This window comes from Methanoregula sp. (assembly GCF_041663825.1).
Classification (GTDB): domain Archaea; phylum Halobacteriota; class Methanomicrobia; order Methanomicrobiales; family Methanospirillaceae; genus Methanoregula.
Window position 1 is genome coordinate 135,875 of record NZ_JBAYLY010000001.1, and the last position, 17,862, is coordinate 153,736.

Below are 17,862 nucleotides of genomic sequence, written 5' to 3' on the forward strand. Positions count from 1 at the left end.
AAAAAAGGATCAGATTGCCGGGATGCTTTCCCCTGCATCGCCCGACGGCTCTTTTGCCCGTACACCGAGCATCAGCACGACACCTATGACTTCGAGCACCATGCAGAACAAAAAGGCCATATCGAAGGCTCCCGCGAGTTTTCCCGGGGCAATCAGATGGGCGGAGTACTCGGCAAGTTTAGGCCCGGCCGCAACCATCGCAACAAGCATGACGGTCGCGACACCGAGTGACGACCCGAGGTTGGTCATCATCTTCACCAGACCACTCGTAGAGCCGCGATCCTTTACGGAACATTCGCCCATCACAGCGCTATTCAACGGCGAGAATGCAACACCGGTGCCGGCCCCTAACAGGAACAGGTAGATGCAGACATGGCCCACGCTTGACGTGGCTGAAAGCGTCGAGAGCAGGAAGAGTGCAACCGCACAGAGAACAAAACCGGTGATGATGGGTTTCTTTGTCCCGATCACATCAGAGATCTTCCCGGCAATCGGGGCGGTGACGATCATCCCTACGGGGAGCGCGAGTAGGATCGTGCCCGCGTTGTCGGTCGGGATCTTTTTTACGATCTCTAAATAGAACGGCATGATGACCATGACGCCGCTCATCGCCATCTGGATCAAGAGGACGCACACGTTCTGGAGCGAGTACGCACGGTTCGAGAAGAGGGAGATATTGACGAGCGGTTCTTTGTTGCGCCGTTCCTGCAGGTAGAACAGGCACCAGAAGATTACCGATATCACGAGCGCAGCAAGACCCATCACCGGGTGTGTCCCCTGTAGCGTAGTCAGGCCAAAGATCAGGGTCGCGAGCGCGACAAACACGAGCACGATGCCCCCGTGGTCCATCTTTGACGACGGCGAGACCGGGGCGAGGCGGGGAATGATGTGCATACCAAGGACGATCGCGACGATCCCGACCGGCAGGTTCACAAAGAAAATGTACTGCCAGGAGAATGCACTGGTCAAAAACCCGCCGACAACCGGCCCGAGTGCAGCACCGAGCATCGTGAACATGGCAACGATCCCGAGCGCCTGTCCCCGCAGGGAGGCGGCAAGGTACGACGTGACCATGACGGCCCCGAGTGCGGAGATGACCGCACCGCCGACGGCCTGGACCATCCGTGAGACGATCAGGATGTCAAGCGAGGGCGAGAGCCCGCAGAGGAGGGAGCCGGTGGTAAACAGGGCAAAACCGCCCAGAAACACATTCCGGTACCCTTTCATATCCCCGAGACGCGAGGCCGCGAGCAGGAGACTGACAAGGATGATCAGGTACGCGTTGAGCACCCACGATACGGCAACCGTGGAGACATCGAAGGATTTGGCAATCGCGGGAAGGGCGATATTTACTATCGTCGCATCGAGGCCGGCCATGAACGAGCCGAGCGCGACCACGATCACGATCAGCAGGTCTTTGGGCGACATCTTTGTGGGGGTCGGGGATTCAGCCATGATTTTATTCCTTTGGTATGAGTGATCTGTCCCTGCCCTGATAAGGGTTTCAGATTGCCGCACGTTTTTTTGGCGTGCATATTTTAATTCCCGCCTGCGCCAAAGAGGATGCATACAGGGAGCATGCATGGAACACGAGAACGATACAAAAACGAGCGGGACGGTTGCGTTCAAGTCCGTCGCCCAGATCTACGATGGGGACGACCCGTCTCCGGAAGGGCACCGCGATCTCTCGGATCGGGCCGAGGACCGGATCTTCCACGCGGTTCTTGCCGTGCCGAAAGGATTCCGGGCCGGCCTGCGCCGGGATCTCACCATCCGGGTGCCGGCACAGGAACTGACGCCCGGCCGGGAGGACGCGATCTGCTCTGCGATCCGGTCACATTTCCTGCGCCGGGCCGGCGAGGTGAAGGAGGACATGATACTCACCCAGAGAGTCGGCCTGCGGGAGTGCCGGCTGACCGTTGCCGTGTGCGTACCCTCGTTTGTCGGGATCGCCATCTGCTCGCAGTTCAAGGGAGACGCACTCGTGGAAGTCGCGGAGAACGTGCTGGTCATCTTCTGCTGGGTCACGATCTGGCAGCCGTTCCAGTCGCTCGTATTCGACCGGTGGACGCAGAAAGAGACCGCGAAGGTGTACCGGAAGATAGCGGAGATGGAGATCAGCGTCGTTCCTCCAAAATAGGGTTGAGGCAGGGGAAAACCGGGCTTTAGGGAAATCCCCGGCAACCGGTTTTATCCATAAGAATCCTAAAACAAAAGTGAATCAACAAAAAAACGAGGGGTTATTCCACTTTCATCTCCTTTTCTTTCCTCATCGCCGCAAAGATACCCACAAAGATCGAGACGAGTGCAAGCATCGTGACCGCGATGATCGCGTAGACGATGAGGGAGAAGTTGTCCTTTACGATGGGCAGGTTCCCGACAAAGTACCCGACCAGGAGAAACAGGCTCGCCCACATGATCCCGCCAAGAGCATTGTAGCCAAGGAACCACGAGTACCGCATCCGGCCGACACCGGCCAAAAACGGGGCGAACGTCCGGATAAAGGGCATGAACCGTGCGATGACAATCGTAAACCCGCCGTACTTCTCAAAATATTTCTGCGTCTCATCAAGGTGCTCCTGCTTTACCGGTGAATACTTCCATTCGAGTACTTTCATCTCGAAGGTGTAGCCGATCCAGTAGTTGAGCGTGTCGCCAAGGATCGCCGCAAGGATGAGCGTGACAAGCAGGATCCAGATATTGAGCATCCCGGCCGCCGCAAGGGCTCCTGCGATAAACAGAAGAGAATCTCCCGGAAGGTACGGCGTGACCACAAGGCCGGTCTCCAGAAAAATAATGAGAAAGAGGATGACGTACGTCCACATCCCGTACTGCTGGAGAATCACCGGGAGGTACTTATCAAAATGCAGTACCACATCGACAATATTAAACGGGAGAACCATGTACTGGATCAATTGAACCGGGTGCGATAAATGGGTTTTTACGGGAACTTTTACTGATTGCTGCAAGAACCCGTGGCAGTCCTGCAATCCGGGCCCGGGTGGCAACAGGGTTTCGGACGCTGTAATTATCTTCGAACCATCGGAAGAAGGGGTTCCTGAAACACAGTTATCAGCCCGGAGCACCAATACTTTTGCAGCATACGGGGAGAAAAGCGATGACACACCAATGCGATGAACCGGTCACCCAGATGCACCTGAAACCGGGCATGACGGTTAACGAACTGGTCAATGCGATGGGAAAAGCCGGGGCGTATAACGGCGGCTCGCTCTACCATGCGGCAGAGATCTACGAGCAGATGCTGCGGGACAAGGAAACAACAAAATTCTTCGGGCTTGCCGGTGCGATGGTGCCGGCCGGCATGGGCGGGATCGTTTCTGACCTCATCAGGGACGGCCACATCGACATCCTCGTCTCGACCGGTGCAAACCTCACGCACGATATCATCGAGGCGATCGGCTGCCACCACTTCCACGGCACCGCGTTCTGCAACGACATCGAGCTCAGACACGACGAGATCAACCGGATCTACGATGTCTATCTCCCGAACGAAGCCTTCGAGCACTTCGAGACGTTCATGCAGGATGTGTACGGCAAACTCGAACCCGGGAGCAAGATCTCGATCTCCGGGCTCCTGCGCCACATCGGCTCGCACCTGAAAACGGGTATCCTTGCGACTGCCGCACAGAAAGGGATCCCGGTTTATTGCCCGGCCGTGCAGGACTCGATGGTCGGCCTCCAGTACTGGCTCTTTTCGCAGACAAACAAGGTGACCGTGGACGCATTTGCCGATATGCCGGCGCTCCTTGACACCTGCTTTGCGACAAAGAAAGCCGGGGCTTTGCTCGTGGGCGGGGGCGTGCCCAAGAACTTCATCCTCCAGAGCATGCTCATGACCCCGAACGGTTTCGATTACGCGATCCAGCTCACCGGGGACCGGCCGGACCTTGGCGGGCTCTCGGGTGCGACACTCGACGAGGCCCGGTCATGGGGCAAGATCACCGAAGAAGCGCAGGCCGTGACCGTGTACGCCGATGCGACCATCACACTCCCGGTCCTCGTCGCGGCCGTGATGGAGCGGCTCACTCATGCCTGACCTGATCCTCGCGCTGGACGTAACCGAAAAGAAACAGGCGCTTCGCGTCGCACACGCCTGTGCCCCGCATCTTGACGCGATCAAGATCGGATACCCGCTCGTGCTCTCGGCCGGCCTTGGAATCGCCGGGGAACTCGCCCGGGAAGGCCTGCCGCTCATAGCGGATTTCAAGGTCGCCGATATCCCGAACACGGACACGCTCATCTGCGACCAGGTCTTTTCCGCCGGCTTCTCCGGGATCATCTGCCACGGTTTTACCGGCATGGACTCGGTGAAGGCCTGCGTGGCCTCTGCCCATGCACACAAAGGGGAATGCTATGTCGTCGCGGAGATGAGCCACCCGGGGGGGAAGGAATTTTTCTCCGGCGGGATTGCGGAGCAGATTGCCTCGAACGCGATCATCGCGGGCGCTGACGGGATCATCGCGCCGGCCACCCGGCCGGACCGGGTGCGGGTCCTGCGGGGTTTTGTCGGCGATAAGAAGATCCTTTCCCCGGGGATCGGGACGCAGGGCGGGGATGCGGATGCGGTAGCCTCGCTCGTTGACGGCATTATCGTGGGCCGGTCGATCTACGAAGCCCCGGACCCTGCGGCCGCAGCGCAGTCCTACGCACACCTCCGCAGAGACAAAAAAGCATAAACTAATCCTTTTTTACGGCCCGATCCTTCGGTGCGCGCCCGTACGTACCGCGAATGCGATATTACCTTCAGGGAACGTTCTAAAAATTTATTAAGCACTTCTGCAATGTAGTAGTATGGACTGGAGCACAGATCAGCGGAAAATAATGGAAAAATACAAGAAACTCGACGATATTCCTGAAATAGAGCGCAAATACAAGTGCCATACCTGCCACCTCATCGTGGACCAGACCCCGTGCCCGAATTGTGGGGAGACCAAGCTCGAGATCATGTGCCCGCTCGATAACTGCCACTGCACACACGAGATGGTCTCCGGGATCGAGTACTGCCCACTCTGCGGCAAACCGATCTGTCCCGAATGCGGGTCCCACGATGTCGTCCAAATCAGCCGGGTGACAGGATACCTGCAGGACGTCTCCGGGTGGAACGCCGGCAAGCAGCAGGAACTCAAAGACCGGGTCCGATACTCCGTTGCATGAGATATTATCTCGATTCTGATACTCTTTTTGTCCGCGGTGCGTTCCGCGCCGCAAGCACCGGTATCTCCGGTGGTATCCGGAGCGTCGCCACGCTCTTTAACCACACTGTCCCGGCAGACTGGAGCCATGCCGAACCGGCAAAGGAGATCGAACTCATCGCTGCTGCGGCTGGTGCCGGCAGGGACGTGCTGGGGCTTCTTACCGCCGTCCCGATCCGGAACCTCTGCGTGCTCCAGTACGATTTTATCACGGTCTTTGTGACCGCCGGCATCCGGCAGGAGCCGGCCGGGGAAAGCGGTGCAGGGACGATCAATATCATCGTTTACAGCAGCGAGGGGATGGAAGATTCGGCGCTGCTCGAAACGATCATGGTCGCGACCGAGGCAAAGACCGAGGCCATGCTTGCCGAAGGTCGCGTCTCCGGCACGCCCACCGATGCCGTGATCGCCGCGTGCGAAGGGGAAATAAAACACCAGTATGCCGGCCGGATCACCGGGCCGGGCCAGAGGGTGCGGGACGCGGTCTTAAAGGGCGTGCCCGAAGCCCTGCGCAGGTACGAGAGCGGGACCATAAAGGAGCCGGCGTTTTTTATCTACAGCCGGTTCCAGGGAGAGCACTGGGTGGAGTGGTCGCCCCACAACTGCCCGTATTATCCCTGCCATTTTCCTGGTCAGGCTTGCGACTTCTGCTACTGCCCGTTCTACCCGTGCAAAGACGAGACGCTCGGCGAGTGGTCGGAGAGCTTGACGTTTGGCCGGGTCTGGAACTGTTCGCGCTGCACGCTGCTCCACGAGCCGGCGGTCGCAGACTATCTGATCAAAAACCCCGACGCCCCGCTTGCAGAACTGGTGCGCTACAGGATGCAACAGAAAAAATAATGTTTTTCGGACGTCCGTGGCAACAGCTCGCCCATCGAAATACTACCGGGATCTCTTCAGGGTTTACGCCGGGACCGCAACCACCCAGGCACGGTTCCGCATATTTTCCGGGAAGTAATGGGCGTCGAACCACATTGCATCGAACTTCCCGTAGTTGGCGTAGGTTATCCCGTCCACCCGGTCATCGGCGCAGTCCGAGGAATCGGCAAAGATTATCACGTCGTCCCAGATCGTGTCCGTGCCCCGGGTATCATAGCCGACGACCACGACCCAGTGGCCCCCCCAGTCAATCCATTCGACCATGGTGGGGATGCCGGCATCAAGGTTGTCGCGGAGCATCTGGTACGATCCATTCGTTCCCCATGTGGCGTTCCATCCCCGCTGCGTAAACCAGGTGGCAATCTGTTTGGGTGTAGTGCCGTTCTCTGAAGTGTTCATCTGCCGTGCGACCTCCAGTTCGTCTGCATCGGTATTGGGGACCGGCTTATTGTAATACGAGAGCACGGTCATGGCCGCAACCGGGCCGCAGGTATAATTGGTCACCTGCTGACGGAAACTTTTGAGGGGGAGAACCGTGAGGTGGTCGTTGGATTTTAAGGTGTCGACGTCGATGCCGGTGTAATAGCGGGGTGCGGGAAGCGTCGTGTCCGTCGCGTAGGTTACGGTATCGGAGGCCTGGGTGTACGCACACCTGAAGTACTGGACGGTGGCAAAGACTGCGGCTCCTGCAATGAGGAGGAGAATCACGAAGTATATCCATCTGGATCGCTGCATGAGAAGATTCCTATGATTATGAGGACGCCACCTGCTATCAAAGCCACGGATCCGTTAGAATCCTCTCAATGGCTCCCCGGAAAAATCAAAAAACCCGGCTGGATTTTTAAAAATGAGAGAACGAAGAAAAAAATTATTCCTTGATCCCAAGTGCCTTTAAGAGCTCAGGGAGGGGAATGCCGTGCGCCTCGGCGGCTTCACGGATGGTCTCGCCACGGGCGATTGCACAGCCGACACAGCCCATGCCGAACTTGAAGAGTGCCTCGGTCGCTTCGGGCTTTGCCTGGAGAAGGTCGTAAATTGTAGAGTCTGCGGTTAATTCAGCCATACTACACTTAGTTCCCGTGCAGGGTCATAAACTTCACCATCGCGGCGACAAATCGCAAGTCTCTTTACTTTCGCAGCGCACGGTACCTGCTATAAATCAGGTTGCAATGGACCTATTGTTGGAGATGTAAGAAATGGATTATTCCGAAGCTACTGAAAGAATCTCCCGAAAGTTTTCAAAAACAGGGCATGAGATCGACCGGCAGAAGGTCGAGGGCAAGCTGCGCAGGCTCATCGATGAGTTCGGCGTCCAGCCTGCCGAGGCTGAGCGCAGCGTGTCAAACGAACTCGCGAAGGAATTCAATATTGTCCCCGCCACAGGATTTGGCGGGAGCGCCGGAGGCGCGGGCGGCGCGAATGAACAGAAACTGGTCGCCGATGCACAGCCCGGTGACTGGGTGACCCTTGAAGGAAAAGTGGTCTCTCTTGCCGCACCCGCATCGCCGGCGATTGCCCAGAGCGGGATTCTCGCGGACGAATCGGGCGGGATCCGGTTTGTGGTCTGGGCAAAGAGTAACGCGCCGAAGATGGAGGAGGGCAAGTGGTACCGGCTCGAATCCGCGGTCGTGGACGAGTACAAAGGAGTCCCGAACCTCAAGGTGCACTCGGGCACCACCATTAAAGAGATCGAGAAGACCGACCCGCTCATCCCGGCACCGGTCCCGGTAAAAGATCTTAAGACCGGCGTCGCGAGCGTGCGGGCAAAAGTGATCCAGGAATGGGACGTCACGCACGACCGCATGCTCCAGTCCGGCCTTTTAGGTGACGAGACCGGGACGATCAAGTTCATCATCTGGAAAGAGCAGGGGAAGGAGAAACTTGCCGTTGGCTCGGTCTACTCCGTCTTCTACGCACAGGCCGACGAGTTCAACGAGCGGCTCTCGCTCAACATCACAGGCGCGACGATCATGCAGGAGGAAGGCGACATCGCGACCGCAAGCGGCGGCGACGCAGAGGTAAAGGGCGCCATCGTGCATATCGCGCCCGGCTCCGGGATCATCAAGCGCTGCCCGGTCGAGGGATGCAACCGTGCCCTCTCCCGGCAGAACTACTGTCCGATCCACGAGATCCAGCCAAACTTCGTCTACGACCTGCGGCTCAAGGGCTGGCTCGATGACGGTGAGAAGACGCATAACATGCTGTTGAAGCGCGACGTGGTCGAGGCCCTGACGGGAATGACGCTTGACCAGGCAAAGGAGATCGCGGAGAACAACCCGCTCGGGATGGACGAGGTCTTCTTGCAGATGCGGGACAAGGTGCTCGGCCGGTACGTGGACTGCAAGGGCCGGGAGATCGAGAACCGGCTGCTGGTCAATACCTGCGAGTGGCAGAAGTTCGAGAGCGGAGAGCATGCGAAACTCCTGAACCGGGCCGGGGGTGCATGATGAGCGCAAATCCGCCGGAGATGGGCAGGCGCGACGGAAGTTTCGAGCGCGAACCGGCGCGGAGAGTCTTTGCTGCCGAGCTCCGGGAGTGCAGGTACCAGTTCAAGGACGGCGAGGACGAGAAGAGCCCGACGTTCGTGCTTCTCCCGACAGGCGAGCGCAGCAACCGGATCTTTATTGTCGGCACGCTGACCGAGAAGAACCGGCAGGGAGAGCAGAACGTCTTCTACCGGGGCCGGGTCATCGACCCGACCGGGACCTTCTTTATCATGGCCGGGAGTTACCAGCCTGAGGCGATGCAGCAGCTGGCGAAAATCGAGACGCCCGCGTTTGTCGCGGTCATCGGGAAAGCCTCTATCTACCAGAAAGACCCTGCAAGTGCACCACTCGTTTCCGTCCGGGTCGAATCGATCAATGTCGTGGACAAGGACACCCGGGACCTCTGGACGCTGGACACGGCTGCCCGCACGCTCGACCGCGTCGATGCACTTGCCACCGGCACGAGCCCGGACATCCTCAAGGCAAAAGAGCAGTACCCCTCTCTCGATCCGGCGGTGTTCCGGAAGATGGCGTACGATGCGCTGGCGCAGATTAAGATGTAAATTTTTTTTAAAGGAATACAATGTATACACGAAATATCGCTATATTAGCGAATTCTAAAAAATTTCATGGACATTGTATTGCGGGTAAAGATCTGAATACCGGTGAATGGATCCGTTTGATCAACAACAAACCAGAACCGTTTACGGGAAGTGATCTCCTTTTTCTCTGCAACCGCGAATCGGGCCCGGACCTGCTGGAATGTTATACCGTTCCCTTCACAGAAAAATGCCCGGAGTATTACCAGCCGGAAAACCCGGGGACAAATGGATCCTTCTTAATCAGTTTCCGTTAGAGAGATTACACGAATTTGAGGATACTACGCCCTATGAGTGGATGGGCACTCACCCGTATGATCCTGCTGAACATTTTGACCGGGTACTGCCGGATACCTTAAAGAAACAACCAATCCAAAAATCTTTGATCTTCCGTAAAATTAATTATCACTCTGACGAAGCAGAAATAATTTATTTCAATGAAAAGAAAGGGTTCAAACCCAGTTTACGATTTAAGTGCGGGGGAATCCGGTATAAATTAAAAATTACGGATATCAAAATCCCTCAGGATCCTACTGCAAGGCCAGCGACAGAAAAAATGAAATCTGCGTATGTAACAATTGGACTGGGACACTCATTTGATGCAGCAAATGGTGCACACTTTAAACTGGTTGTAGGGATAATCAGAATCCCGGAGGGACAGTGATATGAGATCATGGTTTGGAGAGACCACTTCACCTTCATGGCATTGCTACACCATCGGGCATTCAAATCATACTTCAGAGGATTTTTTCCAACTGCTCAAAAAATATAACATCGATACCCTTGTCGATGTACGAAGCACTCCCTTCAGCCAGTACCAGCCGCAATTCAATAAAAACCAGTTAATCGAAGATATTACTACCCAAAACACGAAAACCTTCATTGCGGGAGAGGGGTTCACAAAAGCAACGGACCTTGCACCCTCCCAAAAAATTGAGTATATCTATATGGGGGATAAACTGGGGGGGCGTTACGAGGATCGCACGTTATTTTTCAAAAACGGTGTGGTTGATTACAATAAAGTCAGAAAAACTACAAAATTCCAGCAGGGCCTGGAAGATTTATTTAAATTAATACTGATGGGTAAATCTGTGGCCATAATGTGCACAGAAAAAGATCCTTTGGATTGTCACCGCTTTTTACTGGTATCCCACAGTCTGGCTCAAAAAAAGGTGGAAATCGATCATATCCTTGCAAGTGGCGATACGATTTCAAATGGAGATCTTGAACAAAAATTACTGCAAAAGTATGGGAATGTTCCAACAGAAAAACTGTATGAACTCAGAAATCAGGATGTTGGGTATTCAGTGAATAAAGAGGCCCGGACACCACACAAACGACTTGAAAACCAGACCCTGAATGTGTGATATACGTGATCCTGTATACTATCGGATTTACAAAAAAAACGGCAAAACAGTTTTTTGAAATTTTAAAAAAGAATAACGTTAAAAAAGTAATTGATATCCGGTTAAATAATAAATCCCAACTGGCAGGATTTAGTAAAGGGGAGGATTTGCAGTACTTCCTTCATGAAATTGCAGGAATTTCCTATGTACATATTCTCATGTATGCGCCCACAGAGGATATCTTAAAACAATATCAGAAGGGAGAGATTTCCTGGACTGAATACCAAGATAAATATCTTGCTTTGCTGGAAAAAAGAAAAATTAGTGAAACACTGGAGCCTGTGAATCTTGACGGTGCATGTCTTCTTTGCAGTGAAGAACACCCGGATCAGTGTCATCGGAGACTACTGGCGGAATACATCCAGCGACATTTTCGTGATATCAAAATAATTCATCTCTGATGTACCCAAACACGAATAAAAATAAGATTTTCACCTCCCTTGCCCGGGCAGAGGCCCCGACAAGAAGGCCGAGCGACCCCCATCAGGTGGTGGGAACCCTCGCTCTTTTTTAGGATTGACTCCCGTTCCCCTATCCACGTATCATCGGTTCCAAATCACAACACTAAAATCCCGCCGGGAAAATAACGATACCTGACACAAGGGAGATCTGATACCATTCTCACAAAACCCGCAACACACCTCCTCATCGCCGGGCTTTTCTGCATACTCCTCGTTTCCGGCTGCACGACATCCTCACCAGAAAAGACCGCAGCAGTACAAAACGGGACAACGCTTTCCGGAACAACCGGTCCACAAAATGTAACCGCCCTCATTCCGCAGTTCCATACCTACGCGGAACAGACCTTCAACCGGAGCGGCGTCCCGGGGATGGCAGTCGCCATCGTACAGAATGATTCTGTTGTCTACATGCGGTGCTTCGGGGTAACAAACACCACGACCAAAGAACCGGTCACGCCCGACACCCGGTTCCAGCTCGCGTCCATCTCGAAATCCTTTACCACCGCCACGATCGCATCCATGGTCGGCGACGGCGAACTCTCGTGGGATACGAAGGTTGCAACCATCACTCCGGACTTCCGGCTCTCTGACCCGTGGGTGAGCCAGCATGTCACCTTCCGCGACCTCCTCTCCCACCGGACCGGGCTGCCGGAGTACGCCGGCGACGACCTCCAGGACCTCGGGTACAACCGGTCGGAGATCCTCGGCCGGCTCCGGTACGTCAACCTGACCGGCGACTACCGCTCCTCCTACGCATACACAAACATCGGCTTTACTGCCGCTGCCGACGCGGCTGCACACCGGGCGGGAACGCCCTGGGAAGACCTCGTAACCGAACGGGTCTTTGTCCCGGCCGGCATGAACAACACGAGCGCCCGGTTCGCTGACTTTGTCGCGGCAAAAAACCACGCGGACACCTACAAGGTCTTCAACGGCACGGCGACGGCCAGCGAACTCATGAACGATGATGTCAACAGTCCCGCCGGCAGCGTGAGTTCGACCATCAACGACATGACCCGGTACGCCCGGCTCCAGCTCAACGATGGCAGTCTTGACGGGAAACAGTTGATCGACCCCACGGCTCTCGCAGAAACCCACAAGGTCCAGAACGTCATACATTCCGACAACACCGGGGTTTCCGGGTACGGCCTCGGGTGGCAGGTCTCGGCAAAGAACAGCGGGACGAGAGTCTGGCATGACGGCGAGTTTGAGACCGGCGCCTCGACCGATCTCATACTCTACCCGAACGAGAAGATGGAAGTTATCATTCTCTCAAACGGGTTCCCCGGGGGATACAGCCTCAACAAGGCGCTGCTCCACGGATGGGACGACCTGTATTCCACGGGCGCAGTCCGGAATGACTGGTACGCCGTGATCGAGCCGCAGATCCTTGCGGCGCTCCAGCCCGGGGCCTCGACCATGAGCCCCACTACGGAACTCCCGGCTGCACCGGCCAATGCAAAGCCGGCCCGGTCCCCTGCCACCTACAGCGGTTCGTACACGCAGGACTATATCGGGACGGTCAGGATCGACACGAATTCCACAGGACTCCTGGCGTACGCCGGTAAGAGCACGACCCCGATAATCCTCGTTCCCTATAACGGGGACACATTCCGGGATATAACGTCAAATACCGGTGTGATTTTCACGGTCGGAAAAGACGGGACGGTAACAAACGTCAGGTTCTCCCAGTTCGACCTGCCAGGACGAAACGGCACCTTTATCCGGTCCTCCCCCTGATTTTTTCACCCGGTTTTTTCCGGTGAAGCTTTGGGAAAATGAGGTTTTGCAAGGCCCCTCAAAAAGTGATCAAACGACCTGCACCAGATGGGGGAACTCTCGCAATTTTTCAAAATTGCATATGGTCATCTGCAAATAGAAAATGGTAAATTTCACATTCGACAGGTCATATTATTGTCAAAAGTTATATTAACGTTGGAAGTATATTTCCTTCGTACCTCAACCGTATCCGGAAGATACGGGTTGGGGATGCAGGAAATGGGGGGAGGGGAATATGCCGAAAGTAAAAAAAATTCGCGGTATGGAACCATTACCGCGGTACATCAAGCCGGATATGTCGGTTCCGGAATACGATGAACTCCTTGAGCAGTTGCAGGAGTACCACCGCTCGCTCATCGGATCATCCTACTATTATATTCGTGCGGAGAATGACATACGATTCCTGTGCCGGATCGTGCCCGCTGCAGGAAAACTATTCTTCCACGAAATAATAGACCCTGATAAACATGGGATCTCGGAAGATGATTTAGAAATAGCGATCAACCGGGAAACGGGTTCGTTATCCACCCCCGGGTGTTACCAGATCTCACCGCATATTGAGGCCAAACTCCGGGGTCTATCCGACAACCCGTAACAAGGCATGAAACACCACCCGGGGTTTTTCATCAATTACTTAAAAAAGGCAAATTCGATTCACCTTTTTTTTGATACTGTATTGCAGGTAGGAGAAAATTTTCAAAAGTTCCATATATCCCCTTGCTCAAGCGGTCAATATCCTGTTCCACATAATGTACCCACCCGACCCCCTTCACACCATTCAGCCACAAATATCCTCAATATGTCACGTTAAATACAGACATTTTTCCCGAAAAATGCGAAAGGAGGGAGGGGGGGTCAGATGGGTACACTTTGTTTATTTTAGCCTGAACAAAAGGGTGAACTGAGAAAATTACGACAGAAATATTGCTTTGCCCCGGTTTTCACAAAAACCAAAATTCCCCCACTGACCCCTCCCCCACGGTGAACACCCGGCCATTTTACGGCTCATGAAAATCTCAAAAAGACAAACCTAAATCGGATACCGAAGAAGAATTATTCAGAATACGCATGACAAATATCCTGTCCGACCAGATCCGTCGTCATCCGATCACGGCATTTTTTATTCTCGCGTTTGGCATCTCATGGATTATCTGGGCGATCCCGACTCCTGCGGCCGTAAAGAACCCAACCTATGTCATGCTTGTCGGGGTCATCGGAGCGTTCGGGCCGGCTGCGGCCGCCATTGCCCTTTCAGGTTTCCTGCGCCCGGAGCCGACCGGGAGATCTCCGTTGAAACGGTGGGGAATCTGCGCAATTCTTTTCTGCGTCATCCTCCCGTTTGCGGTGTACTGGCCCGGCCTCAAAGGCAACCCGGCCGATCCGGCCTTCCTTCTTCTCTGTGCGGTCCTTTCGTTCCTCTCGGCGTTTGTCATCTCCAGCCTCTTTGCGGGAAGGTCCGGGGTGCAAAATCTCATGGCCTCGTTTGGCCGGTGGAGAGTCCACCCGGTCTGGTTTGCCATCGCGCTGTTTGCCTGGCCGGTCCTTGTCATGGCAAGCAGCGTTCTCGATCTCCTGATCTCCGGCCAGCCGCTCTCGTCGTACGCTGCGGGACTCCTCGCCATCGAACCCTTGTCAGCGCTCATCCTCTTTGCCACGATCTTCCTTCTGGGCGGGCCGCTCCAGGAAGAACCGGGCTGGCGGGGCTTTGCCCTCCCCCGGCTCCAGATCCTGTACAACCCGATCGTCGCAAGCATCATCCTCGGGTTCCTCTGGCAGGTCTGGCACATCCCGCTCTATTTCACCGGGTTCTATGCGTTTGATACGACCGCGATCATCCTGCGGCTGGTCGATTTCATCCCGGGCGTCCTCGTCGTTACCTGGATCTACAACCGGTCCGGGGGAAACCTCCTCATTGCAGTGCTCTTCCATGCATCCATGGACTCCTTCTCCCAGATCCTGCCGGCACAGACCGGCTGGGCGCCCCGGATCTTTGATCTCCTCCTGCTTGCCTGGGCGGTTATCGTGATCTTCACGGACCGGATGTGGGAGAAGCGGTCGGTTCCCCCGGATGATCTCCCCGGGACTCATGGCGGGTGAAGGGGAGCACCGTTCGGACCTGCCGGCTTTTGCCGGCACCGCCGTTTCAGAGGTGTCCAAGGCTCCACCAGTCTCAATCCTTTCAACCTCCTCCGCTAAACCCTGCAAATTCCAGAGGCCCTGTATGACCGTTCCCGGCAAATCCCCACAGCAGTATCTCGCGACCGGCTTCCGCGACGTGGACCGGTCTGGCGACACCACGGCCTGCACAAACTGCCTCGACCTGCTCGCCGATATTCCGTTCTTCCGCGACATAAAAAATGAAAGTTTCCGGATCATTGCCGGGACAGAACCGGCCCACGTGCTCGATGCCGGCTGCGGGGCGGGTAACGATCTCGGTGCCCTCGCCCAACTCCTGCCGCCCGCTGCCCGGATTACCGGGCTTGATGCGAGTGCCACCCTTCTTTCCACCGCAGCGCAACGGACGATGGCTTACCGGGACCGGTGCAGCCTCGTCCGGGGCGATCTCACGAATATCCCCTGCAGGAGCGGTATGTTTTCAGCCTGCCGGATCGACCGGGTCCTCCAGCACATCCCTGACCCCGGGCGGGCGATCCGGGAACTCGTCCGGGTGCTTGAACCCGGTGGGACGCTCGTCGCATTCGACAACGACTGGGACACGCTCTCCATTGGGACGAACAACACGGATGTATCGGCCCGGCTCACCCGGTTCTGGAGCGACAGCTTCGCATCGGGCCGGATAGGAAAAGATCTGGCCGGCATCTTCCGGGACGCCGGGCTCTCCGATATTTGTGCGGAGCCAAAGACACTCACGCTCACCGATCTCTTCCTCGCGGAGAAAGTTTTCGATATCCCGGCCCTGCTCGGCCGGATGAAACAGGCCGGTATTTTCGGCGATAGCGACATTGCCGCGATCAACAACGATCTCTCATGCCAGGCCGAAGCGGGCACGTTCACATCCGGGTACACCGGCTGGCTCGTGCGGGGAAGAAAACCGGAATAACACCGGTTTTTGTCTGCACAAAGCCGGTACGTACCGGTCCCCTGACTTAAAAGATAGTCAACCGGATTCCGGCAAATAAAAAATGTTGAGCTCTCTCTTATTCGTGCCGGAGTGCATCGATCGGGTTAAGGTTTGCCGCCTGCCACGCGGGGTATATCCCGCAGGCAATACAGATGACAATACCAAATCCTACTCCTTCAGCAACCGATAGCATGCTCGCCACGGTGAAGAGATACTCGGTAGTCTTGAACATGAGGGAGCTTATTGCGTACCCGGCAACAAGACTGAGAATCCCTCCGATCACGCTCCCGACAACACCGATAATGGTTGCTTCGAAGATGAACATGCTCATCACCTCCTTTTTCTGGGTACCGATACTTCTCATGATCCCGATCTCTTTAATCCGTTCATTCACGGACATCATCATGATGTTAAAGATGGAGACCCCGGCAACGATCATCGAGATCCCGCCAATGGCCGTGACAAAGGTCGTAACCATGCCGAACGTCTCAAATATGGAAGCAAGCGTCGCCTTGCTGTCGATCACGCTCACCGTTTTGTTCTTGGTATTCCGGTTGAGCTGTTTTTCGATGGTAGTCTTGACATCGGCGGTATCGCCATCAGTCACCTTGACGACAACCTCATTTAATTCGTCGTCGCTCCTGTCGAAGGAGGTCTTGAACCAGTCCTTGGTTGCCACAACCGCGTTGTCGGTGCTGATATCAAAACTCATCCCCCGTTCCTTGATGATACCGGTGACCCGGAGCGTCCCGTACTCACCGTCCTTGCCGATAGAGATCCGGGATCCGACCTTGAGATTATGGTCCTTTGCAAACGTCGTCCCGACAAGGCAGCCGGAGTTCCCGTTGGTATAATCGCCGGCCTCAAGATCAGGGAGGAGTTTCTTGGTATCATCCGTAGGAAGGCCGTAAATAGTCGCCACGATGTCGTCGCTACCCACCCCGACTTTCATGTGCGCCGATGTCGACATGATGGGAATTGCCACGTTTGGGGCGACCGCACGTTTGATCTGCTGGTAGTTCTGGTCCGTCAGGTACAGGTTGGCCGAGCTCCCCCCGCCACCACCGCCAGGGCCCATGCCGCCACCACCGGCGTACGGGGTAACAATCACGCTGTCTCCCACCGAGGAAAGACTGGAGGAAACCTCCTGCACGATGGTGTTTCCCAGGATCCCCATGGATGCAATAGCAACGACGCCGATGATGATCCCAAGCATCGCAAGGCTCGACCGGAGCATATGGATCCGGATGTTCCTTTTTGAGATCTCCCAGAATATCCCGGTCATTCTGCAATTCTCCCGTCAACGATCCGTATCGTCCGGTCGGTGTACTCCGCGACACGGGGATCGTGCGTGACTATAATGATCGTCGATCCCTTCCGGTTGAGCTCGGTCATGAGATCCAGAATACTTGCCCCGGTCTTTGAGTCGAGGTTGCCGGTCGGCTCATCGCAGAGCAGGATGTCGGGATCGTTTATGAGTGCCCGGGCGATTGCGACCCGCTGCTGCTGGCCGCCCGAGAGTTCAAGCGGGGTGTGGGTATAGAGCCGTTCTTCGAGCTGGACGGCCCGGAGCACTTCGACTGCTTTTTTCTCATCGACCCGTTTCTGGCTTTTGAGCATCTGGGGAAAACTGACGTTCTCGATGATGTTCAAGAGGGGAAAAAGGTTGAAGTACTGGAAGATGAACCCGATACGGTCCCTTCGCAGGTTCGTGAGCTCGGTATCGCTCATGGACCGGACACCGATCCCGCTGATAAAAATATCCCCGGTGGTCGGCGTGTCAAGGCAGCCCATCATGTTCAGGAGGGTGGATTTGCCCGAACCTGACGGCCCCATGATCGCGATGAACTCCCCGTGCTCCACTTCAAAAGAGATGTGATCGAGTGCGGTCACATCCCCTGCCTTGAGCGGGTAGACTTTCACCACGTCCTTAAACTGGATAGCCGGAACCATGGCT

The 17,862-nt window shown here is 55.5% G+C and carries 21 protein-coding genes; 15 read left to right on the forward strand and 6 right to left on the reverse strand.

Features of this window, described 5'->3' with window-relative positions; all coding sequences use genetic code 11:
* Positions 1 to 9: 9 nt before the first annotated feature.
* A complete protein-coding gene (locus WCX19_RS00710; protein WP_373003469.1) occupies positions 10 to 1,455 on the reverse strand; it encodes an MFS transporter in 1,446 nt (481 codons plus the stop codon).
* 127 nt (positions 1,456 to 1,582) lie between these two features.
* Between WCX19_RS00710 and WCX19_RS00715 the strand changes: the two genes are divergently transcribed.
* Positions 1,583 to 2,140: a hypothetical protein gene (locus tag WCX19_RS00715; RefSeq protein ID WP_373003472.1), complete on the forward strand. Its 558-nt coding sequence runs from the start codon at positions 1,583 to 1,585 to the stop codon at positions 2,138 to 2,140.
* Positions 2,141 to 2,240: 100 nt separating this feature from the next.
* Here the strand turns inward: WCX19_RS00715 and WCX19_RS00720 are convergent, their stop codons facing one another.
* Positions 2,241 to 2,903, reverse strand: coding sequence for a VTT domain-containing protein (locus WCX19_RS00720; protein ID WP_373003475.1), 663 nt, complete (start codon positions 2,901 to 2,903; stop codon positions 2,241 to 2,243).
* Between the two features lie 215 nt (positions 2,904 to 3,118).
* Between WCX19_RS00720 and WCX19_RS00725 the strand changes: the two genes are divergently transcribed.
* From WCX19_RS00725 to WCX19_RS00740, 4 genes are all read left to right on the forward strand, one after another.
* Positions 3,119 to 4,057 (forward strand): deoxyhypusine synthase, encoded by a 939-nt coding sequence (locus WCX19_RS00725; RefSeq protein WP_373003478.1) that lies wholly within the window; start codon positions 3,119 to 3,121, stop codon positions 4,055 to 4,057.
* Complete coding sequence (gene pyrF / locus WCX19_RS00730; RefSeq protein ID WP_373003480.1) at positions 4,050 to 4,697, forward strand: orotidine-5'-phosphate decarboxylase; 648 nt, start codon at positions 4,050 to 4,052, stop codon at positions 4,695 to 4,697. Before WCX19_RS00725 ends, pyrF begins: the two co-directional genes overlap by 8 nt.
* Before the next feature lie 115 nt (positions 4,698 to 4,812).
* Entirely contained in the window at positions 4,813 to 5,175 is a 363-nt protein-coding gene (gene nrdD / locus WCX19_RS00735) for an anaerobic ribonucleoside-triphosphate reductase (protein WP_373003484.1), read from the forward strand.
* The gene (locus WCX19_RS00740) at positions 5,172 to 6,053 is read left to right on the forward strand and encodes an adenosylcobinamide amidohydrolase (protein WP_373003487.1); all 882 of its coding nucleotides are present in this window, start codon (positions 5,172 to 5,174) and stop codon (positions 6,051 to 6,053) included. Before nrdD ends, WCX19_RS00740 begins: the two co-directional genes overlap by 4 nt.
* A 63-nt stretch (positions 6,054 to 6,116) precedes the next feature.
* Here the strand turns inward: WCX19_RS00740 and WCX19_RS00745 are convergent, their stop codons facing one another.
* Together WCX19_RS00745 and WCX19_RS00750 are read right to left on the reverse strand one after the other, a co-directional pair.
* Entirely contained in the window at positions 6,117 to 6,827 is a 711-nt protein-coding gene (locus WCX19_RS00745) for a C39 family peptidase (protein ID WP_373003490.1), read from the reverse strand.
* Between the two features lie 133 nt (positions 6,828 to 6,960).
* Entirely contained in the window at positions 6,961 to 7,155 is a 195-nt protein-coding gene (locus tag WCX19_RS00750; protein WP_292370942.1) for a DUF1858 domain-containing protein, read from the reverse strand.
* Between the two features lie 133 nt (positions 7,156 to 7,288).
* Here WCX19_RS00750 and WCX19_RS00755 point away from each other — a divergent pair, with 133 nt between their 5' ends.
* The 10 genes from WCX19_RS00755 to WCX19_RS00800 all read left to right on the forward strand — a co-directional run bounded on the left by WCX19_RS00755 (position 7,289) and on the right by WCX19_RS00800 (position 15,884).
* Positions 7,289 to 8,539, forward strand: coding sequence for a nucleotide-binding protein (locus tag WCX19_RS00755; protein WP_373003494.1), 1,251 nt, complete (start codon positions 7,289 to 7,291; stop codon positions 8,537 to 8,539).
* Complete coding sequence (locus tag WCX19_RS00760; RefSeq protein ID WP_373003677.1) at positions 8,539 to 9,141, forward strand: RPA family protein; 603 nt, start codon at positions 8,539 to 8,541, stop codon at positions 9,139 to 9,141. The genes WCX19_RS00755 and WCX19_RS00760 overlap by 1 nt, the downstream gene beginning before the upstream one ends.
* A gap of 20 nt (positions 9,142 to 9,161) precedes the next feature.
* Positions 9,162 to 9,434, forward strand: a complete 273-nt coding sequence (locus tag WCX19_RS00765) for a hypothetical protein (protein ID WP_373003496.1) — start codon at positions 9,162 to 9,164, stop codon at positions 9,432 to 9,434.
* On the forward strand, positions 9,341 to 9,841 hold the full coding sequence (locus WCX19_RS00770; protein WP_373003499.1) for a hypothetical protein: 501 nt from the start codon (positions 9,341 to 9,343) through the stop codon (positions 9,839 to 9,841). Before WCX19_RS00765 ends, WCX19_RS00770 begins: the two co-directional genes overlap by 94 nt.
* Position 9,842: 1 nt before the next feature.
* Positions 9,843 to 10,544, forward strand: a complete 702-nt coding sequence (locus tag WCX19_RS00775; protein ID WP_373003502.1) for a DUF488 family protein — start codon at positions 9,843 to 9,845, stop codon at positions 10,542 to 10,544.
* Between the two features lie 5 nt (positions 10,545 to 10,549).
* Complete coding sequence (locus tag WCX19_RS00780) at positions 10,550 to 10,984, forward strand: DUF488 family protein (protein WP_373003505.1); 435 nt, start codon at positions 10,550 to 10,552, stop codon at positions 10,982 to 10,984.
* A gap of 264 nt (positions 10,985 to 11,248) precedes the next feature.
* Entirely contained in the window at positions 11,249 to 12,784 is a 1,536-nt protein-coding gene (locus WCX19_RS00785; RefSeq protein ID WP_373003680.1) for a serine hydrolase domain-containing protein, read from the forward strand.
* Positions 12,785 to 13,085: 301 nt separating this feature from the next.
* On the forward strand, positions 13,086 to 13,418 hold the full coding sequence (locus WCX19_RS00790) for a hypothetical protein (RefSeq protein WP_373003508.1): 333 nt from the start codon (positions 13,086 to 13,088) through the stop codon (positions 13,416 to 13,418).
* A gap of 473 nt (positions 13,419 to 13,891) precedes the next feature.
* On the forward strand, positions 13,892 to 14,920 hold the full coding sequence (locus tag WCX19_RS00795; RefSeq protein WP_373003511.1) for a lysostaphin resistance A-like protein: 1,029 nt from the start codon (positions 13,892 to 13,894) through the stop codon (positions 14,918 to 14,920).
* Positions 14,921 to 15,044: 124 nt separating this feature from the next.
* The gene (locus WCX19_RS00800; protein ID WP_373003514.1) at positions 15,045 to 15,884 is read left to right on the forward strand and encodes a methyltransferase domain-containing protein; all 840 of its coding nucleotides are present in this window, start codon (positions 15,045 to 15,047) and stop codon (positions 15,882 to 15,884) included.
* Between the two features lie 97 nt (positions 15,885 to 15,981).
* Here the strand turns inward: WCX19_RS00800 and WCX19_RS00805 are convergent, their stop codons facing one another.
* Positions 15,982 to 17,190 (reverse strand): ABC transporter permease, encoded by a 1,209-nt coding sequence (locus tag WCX19_RS00805; RefSeq protein WP_373003516.1) that lies wholly within the window; start codon positions 17,188 to 17,190, stop codon positions 15,982 to 15,984.
* Positions 17,187 to 17,858, reverse strand: a complete 672-nt coding sequence (locus WCX19_RS00810) for an ABC transporter ATP-binding protein (RefSeq protein ID WP_373003519.1) — start codon at positions 17,856 to 17,858, stop codon at positions 17,187 to 17,189. The genes WCX19_RS00805 and WCX19_RS00810 overlap by 4 nt, the downstream gene beginning before the upstream one ends.
* Between the last annotated feature and the right edge of the window lie 4 nt (positions 17,859 to 17,862).

Bases quoted from the DNA above. Each gene is read 5' to 3' on its own strand.
- WCX19_RS00710 (WP_373003469.1), bottom strand. From the start codon at position 1,455: ATGGCTGAATCCCCGACCCCCACAAAGATGTCGCCCAAAGACCTGCTG.
- WCX19_RS00715 (WP_373003472.1), top strand. From the start codon at position 1,583: ATGGAACACGAGAACGATACAAAAACGAGCGGGACGGTTGCGTTCAAG.
- WCX19_RS00720 (WP_373003475.1), bottom strand. From the start codon at position 2,903: ATGGTTCTCCCGTTTAATATTGTCGATGTGGTACTGCATTTTGATAAG.
- WCX19_RS00725 (WP_373003478.1), top strand. From the start codon at position 3,119: ATGACACACCAATGCGATGAACCGGTCACCCAGATGCACCTGAAACCG.
- pyrF (WP_373003480.1), top strand. From the start codon at position 4,050: ATGCCTGACCTGATCCTCGCGCTGGACGTAACCGAAAAGAAACAGGCG.
- nrdD (WP_373003484.1), top strand. From the start codon at position 4,813: ATGGACTGGAGCACAGATCAGCGGAAAATAATGGAAAAATACAAGAAA.
- WCX19_RS00740 (WP_373003487.1), top strand. From the start codon at position 5,172: ATGAGATATTATCTCGATTCTGATACTCTTTTTGTCCGCGGTGCGTTC.
- WCX19_RS00745 (WP_373003490.1), bottom strand. From the start codon at position 6,827: ATGCAGCGATCCAGATGGATATACTTCGTGATTCTCCTCCTCATTGCA.
- WCX19_RS00750 (WP_292370942.1), bottom strand. From the start codon at position 7,155: ATGGCTGAATTAACCGCAGACTCTACAATTTACGACCTTCTCCAGGCA.
- WCX19_RS00755 (WP_373003494.1), top strand. From the start codon at position 7,289: ATGGATTATTCCGAAGCTACTGAAAGAATCTCCCGAAAGTTTTCAAAA.
- WCX19_RS00760 (WP_373003677.1), top strand. From the start codon at position 8,539: ATGAGCGCAAATCCGCCGGAGATGGGCAGGCGCGACGGAAGTTTCGAG.
- WCX19_RS00765 (WP_373003496.1), top strand. From the start codon at position 9,162: ATGTATACACGAAATATCGCTATATTAGCGAATTCTAAAAAATTTCAT.
- WCX19_RS00770 (WP_373003499.1), top strand. From the start codon at position 9,341: ATGTTATACCGTTCCCTTCACAGAAAAATGCCCGGAGTATTACCAGCC.
- WCX19_RS00775 (WP_373003502.1), top strand. From the start codon at position 9,843: ATGAGATCATGGTTTGGAGAGACCACTTCACCTTCATGGCATTGCTAC.
- WCX19_RS00790 (WP_373003508.1), top strand. From the start codon at position 13,086: ATGGAACCATTACCGCGGTACATCAAGCCGGATATGTCGGTTCCGGAA.
- WCX19_RS00795 (WP_373003511.1), top strand. From the start codon at position 13,892: ATGACAAATATCCTGTCCGACCAGATCCGTCGTCATCCGATCACGGCA.
- WCX19_RS00800 (WP_373003514.1), top strand. From the start codon at position 15,045: ATGACCGTTCCCGGCAAATCCCCACAGCAGTATCTCGCGACCGGCTTC.
- WCX19_RS00805 (WP_373003516.1), bottom strand. From the start codon at position 17,190: ATGACCGGGATATTCTGGGAGATCTCAAAAAGGAACATCCGGATCCAT.
- WCX19_RS00810 (WP_373003519.1), bottom strand. From the start codon at position 17,858: ATGGTTCCGGCTATCCAGTTTAAGGACGTGGTGAAAGTCTACCCGCTC.